The organism is Pseudomonas turukhanskensis (genome assembly GCF_027922365.1).
In the GTDB taxonomy this organism is placed as follows: Bacteria; Pseudomonadota; Gammaproteobacteria; order Pseudomonadales; family Pseudomonadaceae; genus Aquipseudomonas; species Aquipseudomonas turukhanskensis.
Window position 1 is genome coordinate 1 of sequence record NZ_BSFN01000011.1, and the last position, 18,294, is coordinate 18,294.

Annotated in this window: 14 protein-coding genes and 2 pseudogenes; 2 read left to right on the plus strand and 14 right to left on the minus strand. The window is 61.9% G+C overall.

Going from position 1 to position 18,294, the window contains the following annotated elements:
* Window positions 1–98: 98 nt before the first annotated feature.
* Window positions 99–332 (minus strand): annotated as a pseudogene (locus PKE98_RS17530) (D-aminoacyl-tRNA deacylase); the annotation flags it as partial.
* The gene (pip, locus tag PKE98_RS17535; protein WP_271196616.1) at window positions 329–1,300 is read right to left on the minus strand and encodes a prolyl aminopeptidase; all 972 of its coding nucleotides are present in this window, start codon (window positions 1,298–1,300) and stop codon (window positions 329–331) included. The gene pip and the pseudogene PKE98_RS17530, both read right to left, overlap by 4 nt.
* 117 nt (window positions 1,301–1,417) lie before the next feature.
* Here pip and PKE98_RS17540 point away from each other — a divergent pair, with 117 nt between their 5' ends.
* A complete protein-coding gene (locus PKE98_RS17540) occupies window positions 1,418–1,861 on the plus strand; it encodes a hypothetical protein (protein WP_271196617.1) in 444 nt (147 codons plus the stop codon).
* Between the two features lie 44 nt (window positions 1,862–1,905).
* On the opposite strand, the gene hutG is transcribed toward PKE98_RS17540, so the two are convergent.
* The 6 genes from hutG to PKE98_RS17570 form a co-directional block, all read right to left on the minus strand.
* Window positions 1,906–2,715 carry an N-formylglutamate deformylase gene (hutG, locus tag PKE98_RS17545; RefSeq protein WP_373877881.1) on the minus strand — a complete coding sequence of 270 codons (810 nt, stop codon included), beginning with the start codon at window positions 2,713–2,715 and terminating at the stop codon, window positions 1,906–1,908.
* Window positions 2,708–3,916, minus strand: coding sequence for an imidazolonepropionase (hutI, locus tag PKE98_RS17550; RefSeq protein WP_271196618.1), 1,209 nt, complete (start codon window positions 3,914–3,916; stop codon window positions 2,708–2,710). Before hutI ends, hutG begins: the two co-directional genes overlap by 8 nt.
* A 208-nt stretch (window positions 3,917–4,124) precedes the next feature.
* Window positions 4,125–5,801 (minus strand): urocanate hydratase, encoded by a 1,677-nt coding sequence (gene hutU / locus PKE98_RS17555; RefSeq protein WP_271196619.1) that lies wholly within the window; start codon window positions 5,799–5,801, stop codon window positions 4,125–4,127.
* A 128-nt stretch (window positions 5,802–5,929) separates the two neighbouring features.
* Window positions 5,930–7,885, minus strand: coding sequence for an autotransporter domain-containing protein (locus tag PKE98_RS17560; protein ID WP_309298764.1), 1,956 nt, complete (start codon window positions 7,883–7,885; stop codon window positions 5,930–5,932).
* Between the two features lie 202 nt (window positions 7,886–8,087).
* Complete coding sequence (locus PKE98_RS17565) at window positions 8,088–9,956, minus strand: autotransporter domain-containing protein (protein ID WP_271196621.1); 1,869 nt, start codon at window positions 9,954–9,956, stop codon at window positions 8,088–8,090.
* 215 nt (window positions 9,957–10,171) lie between these two features.
* On the minus strand, window positions 10,172–10,774 hold the full coding sequence (locus PKE98_RS17570) for a glutathione S-transferase (protein ID WP_271196622.1): 603 nt from the start codon (window positions 10,772–10,774) through the stop codon (window positions 10,172–10,174).
* 102 nt (window positions 10,775–10,876) lie between these two features.
* On the opposite strand from PKE98_RS17570, the gene PKE98_RS17575 reads away from it, so the two are divergent.
* On the plus strand, window positions 10,877–11,761 hold the full coding sequence (locus tag PKE98_RS17575) for a LysR substrate-binding domain-containing protein (RefSeq protein WP_271196623.1): 885 nt from the start codon (window positions 10,877–10,879) through the stop codon (window positions 11,759–11,761).
* A gap of 52 nt (window positions 11,762–11,813) precedes the next feature.
* On the opposite strand, the gene pcaK is transcribed toward PKE98_RS17575, so the two are convergent.
* The 6 genes and pseudogenes from pcaK to pcaQ form a co-directional block, all read right to left on the minus strand.
* Window positions 11,814–13,163: a 4-hydroxybenzoate transporter PcaK gene (gene pcaK, locus PKE98_RS17580; RefSeq protein WP_271196624.1), complete on the minus strand. Its 1,350-nt coding sequence runs from the start codon at window positions 13,161–13,163 to the stop codon at window positions 11,814–11,816.
* 329 nt (window positions 13,164–13,492) lie between these two features.
* Window positions 13,493–14,321: pseudogene (locus tag PKE98_RS17585) on the minus strand (IclR family transcriptional regulator domain-containing protein); the annotation flags it as partial.
* A 245-nt stretch (window positions 14,322–14,566) separates the two neighbouring features.
* Window positions 14,567–15,652, minus strand: a complete 1,086-nt coding sequence (gene zapE / locus PKE98_RS17590; RefSeq protein WP_271196626.1) for a cell division protein ZapE — start codon at window positions 15,650–15,652, stop codon at window positions 14,567–14,569.
* Window positions 15,642–16,247 (minus strand): protocatechuate 3,4-dioxygenase subunit alpha, encoded by a 606-nt coding sequence (gene pcaG / locus PKE98_RS17595; protein ID WP_271196627.1) that lies wholly within the window; start codon window positions 16,245–16,247, stop codon window positions 15,642–15,644. The genes zapE and pcaG overlap by 11 nt, the downstream gene beginning before the upstream one ends.
* Window positions 16,248–16,398: 151 nt before the next feature.
* On the minus strand, window positions 16,399–17,118 hold the full coding sequence (gene pcaH, locus PKE98_RS17600) for a protocatechuate 3,4-dioxygenase subunit beta (RefSeq protein WP_271196628.1): 720 nt from the start codon (window positions 17,116–17,118) through the stop codon (window positions 16,399–16,401).
* Between the two features lie 118 nt (window positions 17,119–17,236).
* A complete protein-coding gene (pcaQ, locus tag PKE98_RS17605) occupies window positions 17,237–18,166 on the minus strand; it encodes a pca operon transcription factor PcaQ (RefSeq protein ID WP_271196629.1) in 930 nt (309 codons plus the stop codon).
* Window positions 18,167–18,294: the final 128 nt, after the last annotated feature.

An 18,294-nucleotide genomic window follows, 5' to 3' on the forward strand; every position in this document is an offset into this window, starting at 1 on the left:
GGCTACGAAGCGCTGCTGCCGTGGAACTGCAAACCCACAACGCCACTTTAAAACGCAAAACCCCACCAGCGGGAGGTGGGGTTTATGGAGCGCTTACATTGCGACACCAGCAGCAGACCACCGCCGACATCGCTCAGCGACAGGTTCATCTTGCCCTCGGCATCGCTGAATACCCGATAATTGAGGAGTTTGTGCAGCAGCTTGTCGGCACTGGCCGGGGTGTCTTGCGGCTCAACGCCGACCAGCACCAGCAAGCCTTGATCAATGGCGCCGATGGTTTCCCCAGCCACATCCACCTTCGCCTGGGTGACGCGTTGAATCAGCCCCTTCATGCCTCTTCGGGCGCCAGGTTGAGCAGACGGCGGGCGATCTGCTCGGCGGCCCGCACCAGCGCATCGGTAATGCCCGGCTCGGCAGCAGCATGTCCGGCGTCACGGATAATCTGCAGCTCGCTGTTGGGCCAGGCCTGGTGCAATTCCCAGGCGTTATCCAAGGGGCAGATGACGTCGTAGCGGCCGTGCACGATGATGCCCGGCAGGTGGGCGATCTTGTGCATGTCGCGCACCAGTTGATTGGGCTCGAGGAAGGCGTTGTTCATAAAGTAGTGGCATTCCACGCGGGCGATGGACAACGCCCGCTGCGGTTCGCTGAAGCGCTCGACCACCTGGGTGTTGGGCCGCAGCGTGGCGGTGCGCCCTTCCCAGGTCGACCAGGCTTTGGCGGCATGCATCTGCGCAATCTGGTCGCTGCCGCTCAGGCGTTTGTAGAAGGCCGAGACCAGATCATCGCGCTCTTCGGGCGGAATCGGCGCTATATAGTCCTGCCAGTAGTCCGGGAACATCCGGCTGGCGCCTTCCTGGTAAAACCACTTGATCTCCTGCGGCCGGCACAGAAAGATGCCGCGCAAAATCAGCGCATGCACACGCTCTGGGTGGGTTTGGGCATACGCCAGGGAAAGGGTCGAACCCCAAGAGCCCCCGAACAACACCCACTTTTCGATGCCCAGGTGCTGACGGATCAATTCGAGGTCGGCGACCAGGTCCCAGGTGGTGTTGTTTTCCAGGCTGGCGTGGGGCGTTGAGCGCCCGCAGCCGCGTTGGTCGAAGGTGATGATGCGGTATTGATTGGGGTCGAAGTAGCGCCGGCTGGCGCCATCACAACCGGCCCCGGGGCCGCCATGGATAAACACCACGGGCAGACCGTCCGGTGTACCGCTTTCGTCGACATACAGAACGTGCGGTGCCTGTACGGCCAGTTCGTGGCGCGCGTAGGGCTTAATCTCCGGATACAAAGTCTGCATGCTGCACTCCCTTGTTAATGAAGACGGTGCTACGCGGACGCCCCGATAGTTAGGGTAGATTCCGGGCAACGCGCCTGAGCTCTGCCGGGCATCATAACCATGAAAACGGAGTTGAGCATGTCAGACCGGATAATTCCCCTTGCCCGCCTGTGGATTGTCGCCTTGGCGTTGACGTTGCTCAGCGGCTGCTCGCCCGGCAACCAACAAGCGGCCCTGGAAGCGGCTGTGCAGCAATTGCAGGACAACCTCGAAGCCAAGCGCAGCAGCGCCGTGGTGGAACAGTTGCACCCGGAGTTTCGCGCCCAGCAGCAATACGACAGTCAGTGGGCCAAGCGCACCATGCTTGGCCTGTTTTTGCGTTTCAACAATGTGAAGGTGATTGCATTGAGCAAGAGCAGCACGCTCGACCCGACGTCTACCACCAAGGGCTACACCGAAGCCCAGGTGGCAGTAACGGGTGCCGAGGGGCTGATTCCCGACAGCGCCAACGCTTATAGCGTGAAGCTGGAATGGTGGCTGGAAGGCAGTGAGTGGAAGCTGGCGCGGATTGATTGGAAGTAACGCCAACACCGCGAATCGGCGGATATCGCTGCGCGATATTCGCCCTACGATTTCGTGGGTCGCCAGGCCAACAGGGTTTCCAGCAGGTCTCTCAATACCAACTGCGCCTTCGCCGCCAACGCCGGCCGATAAGTAAATGGCGCCTGTTCATCCATGTAAATGCACTGGCAGATTTCCAGTTGCACCGCTTGCACATTATCGGCAGGCTGGCCGTAGTGACGGGTGATATACCCGCCCTTGAACCGCCCATTGAGCACATGGCTGAAATCCGGTGCGTTGGCGCATACCTGCATCAGTTGCTGGGCCAGCTCCGGGGCACAACTGGCACCGTCATTGGTGCCTAGGTTGAAGTCCGGCAGTTTGCCGTCGAACAGCCGGGGCACCCGTGACGCGATGGAATGGGCATCGAACAGCAGTGCGTAACCAAACTCGGCCTTGAGCCGTTCCAGCTCGCTGGCCAGCGTCTGGTGGTACGGGGTCCAGATCTCCTGCAGATAGCGCTCGCGCTCAAACGCCGACGGCTGGCCGCCCTCGATAAACAGCGGCTCGCCGTCGAACAGCGTGTCGGGGTACAGGCCGGTGGTGGCGGTGGCGTACAGCGGGCGGTCGTCGGCCGGGCGATTGAGGTCGACCACATAGCGCGAATAGTTACCCGCCAGCGTGCTGGCACCCAGCTCAGCGGCAAAGGCGTAAAGCAGTGGTATATGCCAATCGGTGTCGGGCAACCCTTGCGCCTGGGGAACCAGGCCGGCCTGCACCGCTGGAGTCAGCTGCAGGCCGGCGTGCGGCATGCTGATGAGCAATGGCACACGGCCTTGGAAAAAAGCCAACGGGTTTTCGATCAGATCAGACATCAATCAACTCCCGGCCATGGCGAATGACCCGTTTGTGCAGTTCACCACCCAGCCAATAGGCCAGCTCAGCCGGCTGCGCGATTTGCCAGGCGACAAAGTCAGCAACCTTGCCAACTTCCAGGCTGCCGTGGCTGGCGCCCAGCCCCAAGGCCTTGGCGGCGTTGAGGGTGACACCGGCCAGTGCCTCTTCAGGCGTGAGCCGAAACAAGGTGCACGCCATGTTCAGCATCAAGCGCAGCGACAACGCTGGCGAGGTACCGGGGTTGAGGTCGCTGGCAATCGCCATGGCCACGCCCTGTTCACGCAACATCTGCACCGGCGGCAACTGGGTTTCGCGCAGAAAGTAGAAGGCGCCGGGCAACAGCACGGCAACGGTGCCGGCAGCGGCCATGGCCTGGGCGTCGGCCAGGGTCATGAATTCCAGGTGGTCGGCGGACAGCGCCTGGTAACGCGCCGCCAGGCTGGAACCGGCCAACGCCGACAGTTGCTCGGCATGCAGCTTTACCGGCAGGCCCAATTGCTGCGCGGCGATAAACACTCGCTCCACCTGGGCCGGGGAAAACGCCAGGTGCTCGCAGAAGGCATCCACCGCATCCACCAGCTCCTCACGTGCCAGCGTCGGCAGCATTTCGTCGCACACCAGATCGATATAGGCCTCGCTGCGACCGGCGAACTCAGGCGGCAAGGCATGGGCGGCCAGACAGGTGGCACGCACCGTAACCGGCAAGGTGTCGCCAAGCCGGCGGATCACCCGCAGCATTTTGCGTTCGTTGGCCAGGTCCAGGCCGTAGCCGGATTTGATTTCGAGCGTGGTCACGCCGTCGCGCAGCAACGCCCGCACGCGTTGGCTGGCGCTGGCCAGCAGTTCGTCTTCACTGGCCGCGCGGGTGGCGCGCACGGTGCTGGCGATACCGCCACCGGCGGCCGCAATCTCGGCGTAGCTCACGCATTGCAGACGCTGTTCGAATTCGGCACTGCGGTTGCCGCCGAACACAGCGTGGGTGTGGCAGTCGATCAGGCCCGGCGTCACCCAGGCGCCATGGAGGTCGTGGCGTTGGGCGTAGTTACCGTCGGGGGCGTCGGCGTAGGGGCCAATCCATTGGATATGGCCACCGGCAGTGACGATGGCGGCGTCTTCAATGCTGGCGTAGCGACCGCCGGCGAGGGTGGCGGCGTGGCAGTTGAACCATAGGTGCTGCATGGAGGCCCTCCTAGCGCTGAGTGGTTCGAAGTTCGAGTACCCTCTCCCGCAAGCGGGAGGAGCAGGGCTTTTGAGTCCCCTCTCCCACTTGTGGGAGAGGGTTAGGGTGAGGGAGCAGTTGTGTGGCGGACGCAAAATTTGCGTAACACCTCGCCCTCACCCCCAGCCCCTCTCCCGCAAGCGGGAGAGGGGTGAACGGCAGTTGCATTTATCTGCCGTTTACCATCGGCAAATTCAAACCCTGTTCCTGCGCGCAATCGATAGCAATCTCATACCCGGCGTCAGCATGACGCATCACTCCGGTAGCCGGGTCGTTGTGCAGCACGCGAGCGATCCGCGCCGCCGCCTCATCGGTACCGTCACACACAATCACCATCCCCGAATGTTGGGAAAACCCCATGCCTACGCCGCCACCATGGTGCAACGACACCCAGGTAGCGCCACTGGCGGTGTTGAGCAGCGCGTTGAGCAGCGGCCAGTCCGACACAGCATCGGACCCATCGCGCATCGCTTCAGTTTCACGATTCGGGCTGGCCACCGATCCCGAGTCCAGATGATCACGACCAATCACGATAGGCGCGGACAGCTCGCCGCTACGCACCATTTCGTTGAACGCCAGGCCGAGCTTGGCGCGTTGCCCCAGGCCTACCCAGCAGATCCGCGCCGGCAACCCCTGAAAGGCAATGCGCTCGCGCGCCATGTCGAGCCAGCGGTGCAGGTGGGCGTCGTCGGGGATCAGCTCTTTGACCTTGGCGTCGGTCTTGTAGATGTCCTCGGCGTTGCCCGACAGCGCGGCCCAGCGGAACGGCCCCACGCCACGGCAGAACAACGGACGAATATAGGCCGGCACGAAGCCTGGGAAGTCGAAGGCATTGGCCACGCCTTCGTCCTTGGCCATCTGGCGGATGTTGTTGCCGTAGTCGAAGGTCGGCACGCCCATTTTCTGGAAAGCCAGCATCGCTTCTACATGCACGGCCATGGAGCGCTTCGCCGCCTTGACCACTTCGGCCGGTTGAGTCTGGGCCTTGGCGCGGTAGTCGTCCCAGGTCCAGCCGCTGGGCAGGTAGCCGTTGAGCGGGTCGTGGGCGCTGGTCTGGTCGGTGACCATATCCGGCCGTACGCCACGGCGTACCAACTCCGGCAGGATATCGGCAGCGTTACCGCACAGGGCGATGGAGACAGCTTTGCCCTCGCCGGTGTATTGGGCGATACGGGCCAGAGCGTCGTCGAGGTCGGTTGCTTGCTCGTCGACGTAACGGGTTTTCAAGCGGAAGTCGATGCGGCTCTGCTGGCACTCGATATTTAGCGAACAGGCACCGGCCATGCCGGCCGCCAACGGCTGCGCCCCGCCCATGCCGCCAAGGCCGGCGGTAAGCACCCACTTGCCGGTGAGGTTGCCGTTGTAATGCTGGCGACCGGCCTCAACGAACGTTTCGTAGGTGCCCTGCACGATGCCTTGGCTGCCAATGTAGATCCAGCTGCCGGCCGTCATCTGCCCGTACATGGCCAGGCCCTTGGCATCCAGCTCGTTGAAGTGCTCCCAGGTGGCCCAGTGCGGCACCAGGTTGGAGTTGGCGATCAGCACGCGAGGCGCGTTGCTGTGGGTTTTGAAAACACCGACCGGCTTGCCCGATTGCACCAGCAGGGTTTCATCCTCTTCCAGCGCGGTCAGGGCTCTGACGATGGCGTCATAGCAGTCCCAGTTGCGCGCTGCACGGCCGATGCCGCCATACACCACCAACTCGTTGGGGTTTTCCGCCACGTCCGGGTCGAGATTGTTCATCAACATGCGCAACGGCGCTTCGGTGAGCCAACTCTTGGCGGTGAGCTGCGTGCCACGGGCGGCGCGAACCACCGTGTCACGGTGACGATTGGATGTGCTCATAACAGGCTCCCTGATGCGAACGGACGGAAAATAAAAAGGCGACGCCGGCATGCTGCACCACTTGTATATACAAGTAAAGCACAGCATTACCAGCGTCGCCTTTTTCCTCTCTCCGAACCTGTGCGGCCTTAGAACGAGTAGCGGTACTCCATTTCCAGCCCGTAGACCGGGCGCTGCTGTTCAAACGTGGAAGCGGACACCTGCGCCTGCCCGCCCAAGCTGGTGTTTTCGCTCAGGGCGTAGCGATAGCCCGCCGTCGCAGCGGGCACCAGGCTGCGCTTTTCCAGGCTGCTGCGTACGGCAAACCGATCAAGGCCAGGAATGTCGGACTGGCCTTCGAAACCAGGCTTGGTTTCACCCAGCAACGTGTCCAGCGAGGTGCTCCAGTTCAGGCTGCCGCGCTCGCTCACCGGCGCTTCACCGCGCAGCGCCAGGGTGGCGTAGGTATCGGTGCTGCGGGTGCCCTGCACGTTCATCGGCAACACAACATTGCGCTCCTCAAAGCCTTGGCGCCGGCTGTGCACGTGAGTAATAGCCACCTCGGGCGTCAGCAGCGCGCGCTCAACCTGAACGCCGTAGCCCAGCGCCAGGCGTTGTGCATTGGAGCGGACACCCACGCGGGTGGAAGCCTGCTCGACATCGTCGGCGCGGTCGCCACGTTTGAATTGGCTGTCGCCGCCATTGGTCGCCACGCTAAAAGCGCCGTTCCAGCCGGTGCGCGTTTGCGGGTTTTGCTGGTAGGCCACCCAGGCACCGAAACCGAGCTCGTTATCTTGCCGCGCCTGGTTTGCTTGCCCACTGTTGGCGCCAACGCCCAGGCTGAGACCCACCGACGTGTGCGGGGTGAGGTGTACACCGGCACCGGCTATGCCGTTGGACTGGCGACTGCTTTCATCACCTTCGCCAACGCTCAGGCCGCCGCCAAGGCTCAGGCAATAGTCTCGCCCTGGCGCTGGAATGCACTGCTTCTGGGTCAGGCCGCGGGTTCTGCGCACCTGGCTGTTGATCAACTGCGCGCTGGTGTCGGCACTGCCCACGACAGACTGCTGCACATGCCCCAGATCCTGGAGTACCCCCCCTTTCCAGATAAACCCCCGCACCTCGAAATTCCGGATATCCCCGAGGCCGACAATGACGGTACCGTCTGCACTAACGCCGGTTGCTTCGCTCCAGGAACCGCCATTGAGCAGCCCAAGACTGGTCATGCCGGTTTTTTCCGTCCAGCGAAACGCGCGCTCGGTCAAATCCGCAACATTTGCAGAACCCACCACCACAGAGCCATCGTCACTTACCGCACGGGCCACACTGCTATCGCCACCGCGCAAAGTACCCAGATTTACCAGGCCGCCTGCGGCGGTCCATCGGAAGGCAGTCTCGTCGCTGCGCCCCACTACCATCGTGCCGTCAGCGTTTACCCCATGAGCAATACCGCCGTCGCTTCCAAGCTCGAGAATCGAACCGTTTTCCCAGATGACCGGGCGGTAGGTACCATCGCCAGCCAGGGCCCCGCCCACTATTACGGCGCCGTTGCGACTAATGGCATTGGCGAAGCTCGCACCCGTGGCAGTCAGGCCACCCAGGTCTTCCATACCCTGTGCGATGCTCCAGCGAAAAGCCCGTTCTACATCCGAGGCGTTTAGCGAAGAGCCAACAACCACGAGGCCATCGCCACTAATACCCATGCCGTAGCTGTCTAGCCCGCCCAGCGTGCCGAGGTAAATGACACCTCCAGCCAGACTGCGATGAAACGCAAGGGATTGAGTGCCCGTATCAACCGTTCCAGCTTGCTCACGGCAGTCCACACTACAACTGAGGCTGGAGATACCATCGCCAGGAGCCGGGCTTTCCACTCTCCCTTGCTCGGCAGACCAGTGAAAAAACCACCAGTTGCCTAATTCGAATCCCGAGCCTACAACCACGGTACCGTCAGCGCTAATGGCAATCGAAGTGAGGGATCCGTCTCCGGGTAGCTGATCCAGCACTCGCGCTTGGGCTGTGGAAACAAACAAGGGGGCAAGCAAACCAATGAAACTGATACGCCACGCCGGCCGCTTCAAAATACTCACCAACGGCGAAAAGCTCATGAGAAACACCTACGTCATAAAAAGGAGCGGCAAGCATCTTTGACCGGGCGCTTCAACTCTGTAGGCGTTTCTCTAAAGCTATGTAAGCGCTCCTTCCACAACGCCTGGCTCAGCGGCTATGGGGCCGGTGTCTGCAAAAACACCGGCGATTTTTTCCAGGGCTGACGTCGCCCTATTCACCTCGCAACGAGCCTGTATGGCGCTAGAAGGAGTAGCGGTACTCCAACTCCACCCCGTACACCGGACGCTGCTGTTCAAACGTAGAAGCGGACACCTGCGCCTGCCCACCCAGGCTGGTGTTTTGACTCAGGGCGTAGCGATAGCCCGCCGTTGCAGCGGGCACCAGGCTGCGCTTTTCCAGGCTGCTGCGTACGGCAAACCGATCCAGACCAGGAATGTCGGACTGGCCTTCGAAACCCGGTTTGGTTTCACCCAGCAACGTGTCCAGCGAGGTGCTCCAGTTCAGGCTGCCGCGCTCACTCACCGGCGCTTCACCGCGCACCGCCAGGGTGGCGTAGGTATCGGTGCTGCGGGTGCCCTGCACGTGCATCGGCAACACCACATTGCGCTCCGCAAAGCCTTGGCGCCGGCTGTGCACATGACTGATAGCCACCTCTGGCGTCAGCAGCGCGTGCTCAACCTGAACGCCGTAGCCCAGCGCCAGGCGTTGTGCATTGGAGCGGATACCCACGCGGGTAGAGGCTTGCTCGACGTTTTCGGCGCGGTCGCCACGTTTGAATTGGCTGTCGCCGCCATTGGTCGCCACGCTAAAAGCGCCGTTCCAGCCGGTGCGCGTTTGCGGGTTTTGTTGATAGGCCACCCAAGCACCAACACCCAACTCGTTACTTTGCCGCGCGTGGTTTGCCTGCCCGTTGTTGCGGGCAACGCCCAGGCTGACACCCACCGACGTGTGCGGAGTGAGGTGTACACCGGCACCGGCTATGCCGTTTGCCTGGCGACTGCTTTCATCACCTTCGCCAACGCTCAGCCCGCCGCCAAGGCTCAGGCAGTAGTCTCGCCCTGGCGCTGGAATGCAGTGCTTCTGGGTCAGGCCGCGGGTTCTGTGCACTTGGCTGTTGATCAACTGCGCGCTGGTGTCGGCACTGCCCAGGACAGACTGCTGCACATGCCCCAGATCCTGAAGTACAAACTCCTTCCAGATAAACGCCCGATCGCCCTGTGGGGTGTCCGCGGTGCCGACAACAACGCTACCGTCGGCACTCACACCCAATGCCTGGCTCCACGTGCCGCCGTTGAGCAGGCCGAGGTTGGTCATGCCGGTTTGTTCCGTCCAGCGAAACGCGCGCTCGGTGCCATCGGCCACAGCAGCAGAACCCACTACCACAGCGCCATCGGCACTTACCCCCTGAGCAGCAGCGAAATCGCCGCCCAGATTGCCCAGGTCCACCATGCCGCCAGCGGCGGTCCAACGGAACGCATAAATGCCGCTGGCCCCTACTACCACCGTGCCGTCAGCGTTTACCGCAAGCGCACCACTGCCGGCGTTGCCGTCCAGGCTACCAAGGTCGAGAATCGAGCCGTTTTCCCAGATAACCGCGCGGTTTCCACTGCTGCTACTGGCTGAGGTCCCTACAATCACCGCGCCATTGCCACTAATGGCATAGGCGATACTCATACCGTTGGCAGTGAGGGCACCCAGGTCTTGCATACCCTGTTCGGCAGTCCAGCGAAAAGCCCGTCGCACATCCGAGGCATCGGCCGCATCGCCAATAACCACGTTGCCATCGCTGCTGACGCCCCAGGATCTGCTATTGGCCCCGCCCAGTGTGCCAAGGTCGACCACCCCGGAAACAGCGTCCCACCGGAAGGCCCGCTGAAACCCGTTAATACGCAACGATCCCACCAGCACACTGCCGTCACCGTTGAGGCCACGGGCAGCAGCAACCCCGGAAAAACTGGTGATTTTCACCATCCCTTCCTCGGCCGACCAATAAAACAACCAGTTCTGATTCAGCGCATCGCTCCCTATACCTGCAACCACGGTGCCGTCACCGCTAATGGCAGACGCTTGGGAGAACTGGCCTTCGGGCAGCACACCCAAGTCATGCATTCGCGCATGGACAGTGGAAACAAGGCAGGGGACAAGTAACGCCATGGAACTGATACGCCACGCCGGGCGCTTGAAGATACTCACCAACGGGAAAAGGCCCATAAGAAACACCTACACCAAAAAGAGCGGTCAGCATCGTTGGCCAGGCATTTCAGATCTGTAGGTTTCTCCCTAAATATTAGTACGCGCTGCCTCGAAGACGATTGCCTCAACGGCTACAGGGCCGGCGTCTGCACAAACACCGGCAGCTGTTCCAGGGTTTGGGCAAAGTTCGCCAAGGCCGGATAAGCATCAGGCTGGGCCAACGCTGGCACCATCATTCGCGCAAACGACCAGGCGACGGCGATACAGATTTCGGCCTGGCCCAACTTGGCTTCATCGGTGCTCAAAGGCTGGCGGCTGAGCTCACGCTCCAACTCGCTCCACGCGGCCGCCAACTGGCCATGCACACGCTGCAACCAAGGCTCGTGCAGTTTCTCCGCCGGGCGCAGATTGTGCTCGTACACCACCTGCACCGCCTTCTCGCAAGCGGCCAACGCCAGCCCGGCCAACCGAAACGCCCGCGCCCGGGCTGCGCCGTTGCTAGGCCAGAGCCGCCCCTCAGGGTCGACGAACGAGAGCAACAAACTCGAATCCATCAACACCAGGCCGTCGACCAGCACCAGAGTGGGCGCCTTAACCACCGGGTTGATTTGGCGAAACTGTTCATAGGAGCTGAACACCGATACCGATTCATGCACAAACCCAACCTTGAGCACCTTCATGGCAATCGCGACGCGGCGAACATAGGGAGAATCCAACATTCCGATCAGTTTCATACTCACTCCGTTACCAACACTTAACCAGGTAAGCGCACCATAGCCACTCGGGATAAAGGCAAGTAGCGACAAATTTCAACGCGATGCGTTAGATTTCCTAACATGAAAAATATCCCGCCGCTCACCACCCTTAAGTGCTTCGAAGCAGCCGCGCGCTTGGGCAGCGTGACGCTCGCCGCTCGGGAGTTGCACGTCACTCACTCCGCCGTCAGCCAGCAGCTCAGCAGCCTGGAAAACACCATCGGTATCGCCCTGTTTGTGCGCGAAGCACGCGGGTTGCGGCTGACCGAAGCCGGGCGCCTGTACGCCCTGGAAATTCGCACCGCACTGCACGCCCTCAGCAGCGCCACGCACCAGGCGCAGGGCCGGCCCGAAGACGATGAACTGGTGATCGCGACGTTGGCCTCCTTTGCCGTGCATTGGCTAACACCGCGCCTGCCCGATTTCCGCCGCCACTACCCGCACTACCGCGTGCGCCTGCACACCAGCCTTGAACTGCAGGACCTGCGGCAAGGCTTCGCCGACATCGGCATTCGCATGGGCCGCGGGCATTGGCCGGAACTGACCCAGAAAAAACTCTTCAGCGATGAGCTGCTCGTGGTGGCAGCGCCACGCTTTATCTGCGGTCCACACCAGCCCACGCCGGCTCAGCTGGTGGCCAGCCCGTTACTACACAGCACCGACGCGCCGTGGGCAGAGTGGTGCGCGATTGCCGGCATTGCGCCGCAGGCGCTGCAATCACCCGCGCTAACGGCCAATGACTCAAACGTGATTCTTGCCGCTGCGGTGGCCGGCCATGGCATCGCGCTTGAACGGCGCAGCCTGGTGGCTGGGCTGCTGGCGCGCGGCGAGCTGGTGCAACTGTCGCCCCTGACCGTGCCTTACCCCTACCCTTACTGGTTGGTGTGGCAGCCACGCGACAGCCTGAGTCAGAAGCAACTGCACTTTATCGACTGGATTCAGGAGCAGGTGCGCCGACCGTGGTAACCCACGGGGTCAACCAGGCCAGGCTGAGCGCAGCAATGTGGGTCTATCCGCTTTACGTCGCGTCAGCGTGACTCACCAACCCCTTGATCACCACCGCCACACTGGCCACCGCGGCTGGCACCACCAGCGCAGTCAGCACCTGTTCGAAGTTCCAGCCCAGGCCCAGCAGGGTGGCACCGATCCAGGCTCCGAGGATGGCGCCAAAGCGGCCGATGCCCAGCATCCACGACACGCCGGTGGCGCGGCCTTGGGTGGGGTAGAAGCGTGCGGCCAGGGACGGCATCGCCGATTGCGCGCCGTTGATGCACATGCCGGCCAGCAGCACGAGGGTGGCGAGCACCGTCACTTTGCCCAGGCTCTGACCCACGAAATAGGCGAACACGCCGGCCAGTAAGTAGAAGATGCCGATGACTTTGTGCGGGTTGAATTTATCCATGGCCCAGCCCACGCCCACCGCGCTCAGTACGCCGCCGAACTGGAAGAGCGCACCGATAAAGGCGGCCTGCTCCATGCTCGCGCCGCTGTCACGCATCAGGGTCGGCAGCCAGCTGGTGAGCAGGTACACGATCACCAGGCCCATGAAATAGGTCAGCCAGAGCAGCAGGGTGCCGGCGCTGTAGGTACCGGAAAACACTACCTTGAGCACGTTGCGGCTCTGCACGGTTTTCTGCTCCGGCACGCTGAAATCGGTGGCCACGGCAACTTCGGCAGGGGCGATAGGCGCTAGCACCTTGCGCACCTTGTCGGCACCGCGATTGCGCACCACCAGGTAACGCGCCGACTCCGGCAGCCACACCAGCAGCACCACTGCCAGCAGCAACGGCAGAATGCCGCCCAGTAGCAACAGGCTGTGCCAGCCGAACGCTGGAATCATCTTGGCGGATATAAAACCACCACCGGCCATGCCCAGGTTAAAGCCGCAGAACATGCTGGTGACCAGCAAGGACTTGAGGCGCTCGGGGGTGTACTCGGAGAGCAGCGTGGTGGCGTTCGGCATGGCCGCGCCGAGCCCCAGGCCGGTCAACAGGCGCAGCACCAGCAGTTGGTCGAGGCTGGTACTGAAGGCCGACAGCAGGCTGAAGAACCCGAACAGGCCGACGGCGGCCACCAGCACCACCTTGCGCCCGAAACGGTCGGCAATCGGGCCGGAGCCCAGGGCGCCGAACACCATACCGATCAGCGCGGCGCTCATCACCGGGCCAAGGCTGGCGCGGTCCACGCCCCAGTCCTGGGTCAGCGCCGGGGCGATAAAGCCCATCGCAGCCGTATCCAGGCCGTCGAGAAATACGATCAGAAAGCACAGCAGCACAATCTTCCACTGGTAACGCGAAAGCGGCTGAGCGTTGATAAAACCTTGAACATCGAGTGTGCCCGTAGTGGGCACGTGAGCTGGGCTGGTCATGCAAGAAATTCCTGTGAGTTTTTCTTCGCCGCACCGTTGCAGGCGAATGGAACAGGAATGAGGGACGGGCTAGGCAGACGCTGCGCAGCAGGTGTACGCGAAGCGCGGGCGCGCTGCGGCAAACGCATGTCCATGGCTGGCTCTCATTTGTTTTTATTGGAGTCGTAGCTTGGGGTCGCGAGGGCGACTGGGGAACAGTACGCAGCGGCAGGGGGGCGCTTCAATCCGATAATCGACTAACTGGGCGTTTATCGAACAGTAAGGGCGTTGGCTGGTGGTCGTAGGAGCAAGCTTGCTCCTACGAAAAGCTCAATGCGGGTGATTGAAGCTCAATGAAACAACCGCGTACTCAACTCTTTGCTGGCTTCCAGCAACACCGGCAAAAACCGCGTCTCCAGTTCCTGTCGCGAAATGCGCCCCGCGTGCGTGCCCACGTTAAGCGCTGCCAGCACCTGCCCGGCCGAGTCTTTCAACGGCACGGCAATCGAGCGCAGCCCCACTTCCAGCTCCTGGTCGATGATCACCCAGCCTTGCTGACGAATTTCGGCAATGCTGGCGCGCAGTGCGTCGGGGGTGTGCACGGTGCGGCTGGTCTTGATCTGCATCTCGGCGTGGTCGATGTACTCGTCCAGCGCCGCGTCATCGAGTGCCGCGAGCAGAATGCGGCCCATGGAGGTGCAGTAAGCCGGCAGCCGGCTGCCCACGCTCAGATCCACCGAGATCAAGCGCTGCGGCGTGGCCGAGCGGGCGATATAGAGAATCTCGTCGCCTTCCAGCGTGGCCATGGAACACGCTTCGTGCAGTTGCTCGCTCAGGCGATCCAGAATCGGCTGGGCCGTCACCGCCAGCGGCGTCGACGACAAGTAGGCATGCCCCAGCGTCAGCACCTTGGGCAGCAGCGAGTAGGTGCGGCCATCGGTCGTTACATACCCCAGGTTCATCAGCGTGTGCAGGCAGCGGCGCACGGCGGCACGTGGGATTTCGGTGCGGTGGCTGATCTGCGCGATGGTCAGGTGGCGTTTGCGCTCCTGAAAGGCATGAATCACCGCCAGCCCACGGGCCAGCGAAGTCATGAAGTTGGGATCGCCCGTGAAGGCTTCGATGCGTTTGGCCGGCGAGGCAATAATCGGCGGCGCCAGCGGTGGCAGGGTGATACGGGCTTCGTCAGTCATCTTGTTATTGTCTCGTGCACGGCTCGGTATGGCCGATTATCGAACCGAAGTTCGATAATCGCAATTGACCCTCTCGGGCATGGCGCCTACCTTGGCCGCCCCGCTGCCGTAACCGGCCGCAGTAAGGGCGCGCCCACAAGGCGCTCTCTTGGAAATGCGTTGCTGTGTTTCCTTCTACCTGTCCGAGCCCTGCCACCGCCGTGCTATCCGCACGTCGGCAGGCCGGCTCAATTACTCACAGGCAAACACCTGAGTCGTGAGCTGGCGCAAGCGACTGCGTGTACGCACAAAGTCCAGGTGCGAACCCGGTCGGCACACCTCATCCAACTCGGCCTCGCAACCCAGCAGCAAATACACGCCACTGTCGTAGGCAATATCGACGAAGTTGAGAATGCGCTGCTGCACATCGATGCCTTCGCTATCCAGGCGCGGCACACCGTAAATGGCAATGTGCCGAAAGCGCTGACACAGCCAGAGAAAATCGGCGCTGGAATGCGGATGGCGGCACAGTTCGTCAAAATCCAGCAAGGCGCGCGTGCCTTCGCGGGCGAGCACCCTCAGCGGGTGATGATTGACCTCCAGCACCACGTCGCGCTCCACCGCCTCGGTAAACGCCAGCTGCTGGTGCAGCCAGTCTGCCATCGGCGGGCACAGCGGCCAGGCGTAAAACCCCCAGGCTTCCTGCGCGCCGGCACGCTCGCGGTAGTCTTCGCCGGCATCCAGATTGAGCACGGTGAAGCGCGATTCGAGAAGATCGATGGCCGGTTTGAAGCGGTCGCGGTACAGCGGGTTAGGGCACAGGTTGGCGGGCGCATAATTGGAGGTGCACACCAGCCCCACGCCTTCGTCCACCAGCACCTTGAGCAGACGGCCGAGCAGCATGGCATCGGCAATGTCGTGCACATGGAATTCATCGAAACAGAGCAAACGCGCCTCTTGCGCTACCTCACGGGCTACCCGCACCAGCGGCTCGTTCTGCCCGGTGAAGGCGCCCATGCGCTGCTGCACTTCCTGCAAAAATGCATGGAAATGCACCCGGCGTTTGGCCTGCACCGGCGCGGCAGCAAAGAAGGTATCCATCACAAAACTTTTGCCACGCCCCACGCCACCCCACAGGTAAATCCCGGCCACGGGTTTGCGCAGCCAGCCACGACGCCCCACCAACCAGGCGTCGAGCCAGTTGGCGAGGGTGTCGATAGCGGCCTGTTGCGCGCTGTCGGCCCGGTAACCGCGGGCCTCGAGTGCATCGTTGAAGCGCCGGTGAATGCGCTGGTCGACCGGTTCGACCAGGCCTTCTGCGTCTTGCTTAGAAGTCAAAGAAAACGGTCTCGCCCTCGCCCTGGATACGAATATCGAAGCGGTAAGCCAGCTTGCCGTCAACCTCGCAGCGCGTAGCCACGAGGGTTTCACGCCGTTGCGGCTGCTCGATCAGGTTCAACACCGGGCAGGCTTTGTTGGCCTGGGCCTCATCATCAAAGTACAGGCGGGTATGCAGGTGAATGTTGATGCCACGGGCAAACAGCGACACGTTGATATGTGGCGCCATCAGCACGCCAGCGGCGTTTTTCACCACACCGGGCTTGATGGTATGCAGCGTCCACTCACCGGCATCAAACGTGGTGGCGGTACGGCCGAAGCTGTTGAACGGCTTTTCCAGATTGAAATCGGCGTCGTACTGGCCTTCGTGGTTGGCCTGCCAGAACTCCAGAAAGGAGTCGCGCACCAGATGGCCATTGCCGTCATACACATTGCCCAGCAGCAGAATGTGCTCGCCCGGCGCGCCGGGTTTGGCCATCTCGTTCCAGATCTCCTGGTCACGGGGCGGGTTGCCGGCAGCGCTTAGCGCCAGGCCGATATGCACATAAGGGCCGGCGGTTTGCGAGGGGGTTTCTTTAAGTAATTCGATTGGCATAGGTCACTCCTAGAACGTGCTTGTAGGCTCGCGAGCTAGAGCCAGCCAAGGCAAAAATGGTTGAGGAAGCGGAGTTGGCTGTAGCCAATGAGCATTCCGAAACCATTCTTAACGCCGGATGGCCGACGCGCAGCAGCCTACGGGCAGGTTCTTAGCGGTTTTCAAAATGAGTTCTGCGCTGACCACGCAGAACAATGTCGAACCGATAAGCCAGGCAATCCATCGGATTGGCCGCGCTCATATCCAGCTTGGCAATCAGGCTTTGCACCGCTTCCGGGTTGGCGATGGATTTAACGATGGGGCACATCGGAATCAGCGGGTCGCCTTCGAAATACAGCTGGGTGATCAGGCGCGTGGAGATCGACGGGCCACTGATGGAGAAATGGATATGCGCCGGACGCCAATCGTTCGGGCCGTTACGCCATGGGTACGGGCCGGGCTTGATGGTGCGGAAGCTGTAGTAACCGTCACGATCGGTGAGGGCACGGCCGACGCCGCCGAAGTTGGGGTCTAGCGGCGCCAGGTAGCGGTCATTCTTGTGGCGATAACGGCCACCGGCGTTGGCTTGCCACATTTCCACCAGCGTGTGGGGAATCGGCTTGCCGTATTGGTCACACACACGGCCGGCGACGATGATGCGCTCGCCCACCGGCAACCCGCCGTTGTTGAAGTTGAGCAACAGATCGTTGTCGTACTGGCCCAGCTTCAGGTGCGAGAAATCCGGGCCGGTGGTTTCCGAAACGGACTGCGGAATGCTCACCAGCGCTTGGCGCGGCGAACGGGGAATGGAGGTTTTGTAATCAGGCGTCAGGGCTTTGGGGTGCCAGTTACGATCACGGATGACGAAGCGACTGCTGTCTGCATCAGACATGTCGTTCTCCTTTTTTTGGATTTATCGGGCGAACAGAGGCGCAGTCTGCTTACACAACGCTGTAGCGAAAACTGAAAATTAGCCCGCCATCCATAACCAAATAGTTATGGATAACCCTTTACGGAAATCGGCCTTCGCGATACGCCTGCCCTACTTCGCGCAGTACCTCGACACTCCAATGCGCAGCGAGCGAAAGCGGCAACGCCGCATTGCTGCATATCCCCACCGAGCCCCCCGGCTCCTTGATGCCCAGTTGCAACTCGGCCAGGTCGCCATTGGCCAGGTCCAACTGCACAGCATCAAAGGGTGCAATCCACACCGCGTCGCTGCTTTGCACATAACGACGGCTGAGTGTGAGCGACAGGGTTTCCAGGCGCTGGCGCGGCTGGGCAATGCCGCATTGAACAAACAGCGCGTCGGCATATTTGCGGATGGTGGTGCCGGCCAGCGGCAGCACCAGCGGGTAGTCCTGCAACAATTGCTGAGCCTGCGCCACGGCCAGCAGCGGATGGCCGGCGCGAACCACCAGGGTCATCGACTCGCTATACAAATGCTCAAACGTCAGGCCTTGGATTTGCGGGCTGTCGGTCATGCGGCCGACCACCAGGTCCAACTCGCCCACATGCAACTGCGACAATAAATAAGCGCTGGGCCCGGTCACCACGCTGGCCACCAGCGCCGGATGACGCTCGTGCAGACGGCGTACCACCTCGGGAACCAGCAGACTCTCCACCGTGGACAGCACACCCAGGCGCACCGCACCGGACTCATGCTCGCCGCTGCGCAAGCTGTTCACGCCATCACGCAGCGCCTGCACGCAAGGGCCGGCATAACGCATAAAGGCAACGCCGGCGTCGGTAAGCGCCACGCCAGTTTTGCTGCGTTCGAACAAGGTTGCGCCGAGCAGTTCTTCAAGCTCTTTAAGGGTTTTGGAAATTGCCGGCTGGCTGACGGCCAGCTTGTCCGCCGCACGCGCCAAGGTGCCCTGACGTGCTACCTCAAGGAAGCACACCAGATGGCGGAATTTGATGCGGGTATCGATATTCATCGCGGCATGGGCCTGGGGCAGTGGCCGACAGTCTGCAAGCTAAGGCGCCTTCAGACAACTGCATGCGGTTTGCCCCCCTCGCCCTGCTCTGCTAGCCTCGCGCCCGTTCCAACCTGCCGAGACCCTGC

Bases quoted from the DNA above. Each gene is read 5' to 3' on its own strand.
- hutI (WP_271196618.1), bottom strand. From the start codon at position 3,916: ATGCAGCACCTATGGTTCAACTGCCACGCCGCCACCCTCGCCGGCGGT.
- PKE98_RS17565 (WP_271196621.1), bottom strand. From the start codon at position 9,956: ATGCATGACTTGGGTGTGCTGCCCGAAGGCCAGTTCTCCCAAGCGTCT.
- pcaQ (WP_271196629.1), bottom strand. From the start codon at position 18,166: ATGAATATCGATACCCGCATCAAATTCCGCCATCTGGTGTGCTTCCTT.
- pcaG (WP_271196627.1), bottom strand. From the start codon at position 16,247: ATGCCAATCGAATTACTTAAAGAAACCCCCTCGCAAACCGCCGGCCCT.
- pip (WP_271196616.1), bottom strand. From the start codon at position 1,300: ATGCAGACTTTGTATCCGGAGATTAAGCCCTACGCGCGCCACGAACTG.
- PKE98_RS17575 (WP_271196623.1), top strand. From the start codon at position 10,877: ATGAAAAATATCCCGCCGCTCACCACCCTTAAGTGCTTCGAAGCAGCC.
- PKE98_RS17540 (WP_271196617.1), top strand. From the start codon at position 1,418: ATGTCAGACCGGATAATTCCCCTTGCCCGCCTGTGGATTGTCGCCTTG.
- PKE98_RS17570 (WP_271196622.1), bottom strand. From the start codon at position 10,774: ATGAAACTGATCGGAATGTTGGATTCTCCCTATGTTCGCCGCGTCGCG.
- pcaH (WP_271196628.1), bottom strand. From the start codon at position 17,118: ATGTCTGATGCAGACAGCAGTCGCTTCGTCATCCGTGATCGTAACTGG.
- PKE98_RS17560 (WP_309298764.1), bottom strand. From the start codon at position 7,885: ATGAGCTTTTCGCCGTTGGTGAGTATTTTGAAGCGGCCGGCGTGGCGT.
- hutU (WP_271196619.1), bottom strand. From the start codon at position 5,801: ATGAGCACATCCAATCGTCACCGTGACACGGTGGTTCGCGCCGCCCGT.
- hutG (WP_373877881.1), bottom strand. From the start codon at position 2,715: ATGTCTGATCTGATCGAAAACCCGTTGGCTTTTTTCCAAGGCCGTGTG.
- pcaK (WP_271196624.1), bottom strand. From the start codon at position 13,163: ATGACCAGCCCAGCTCACGTGCCCACTACGGGCACACTCGATGTTCAA.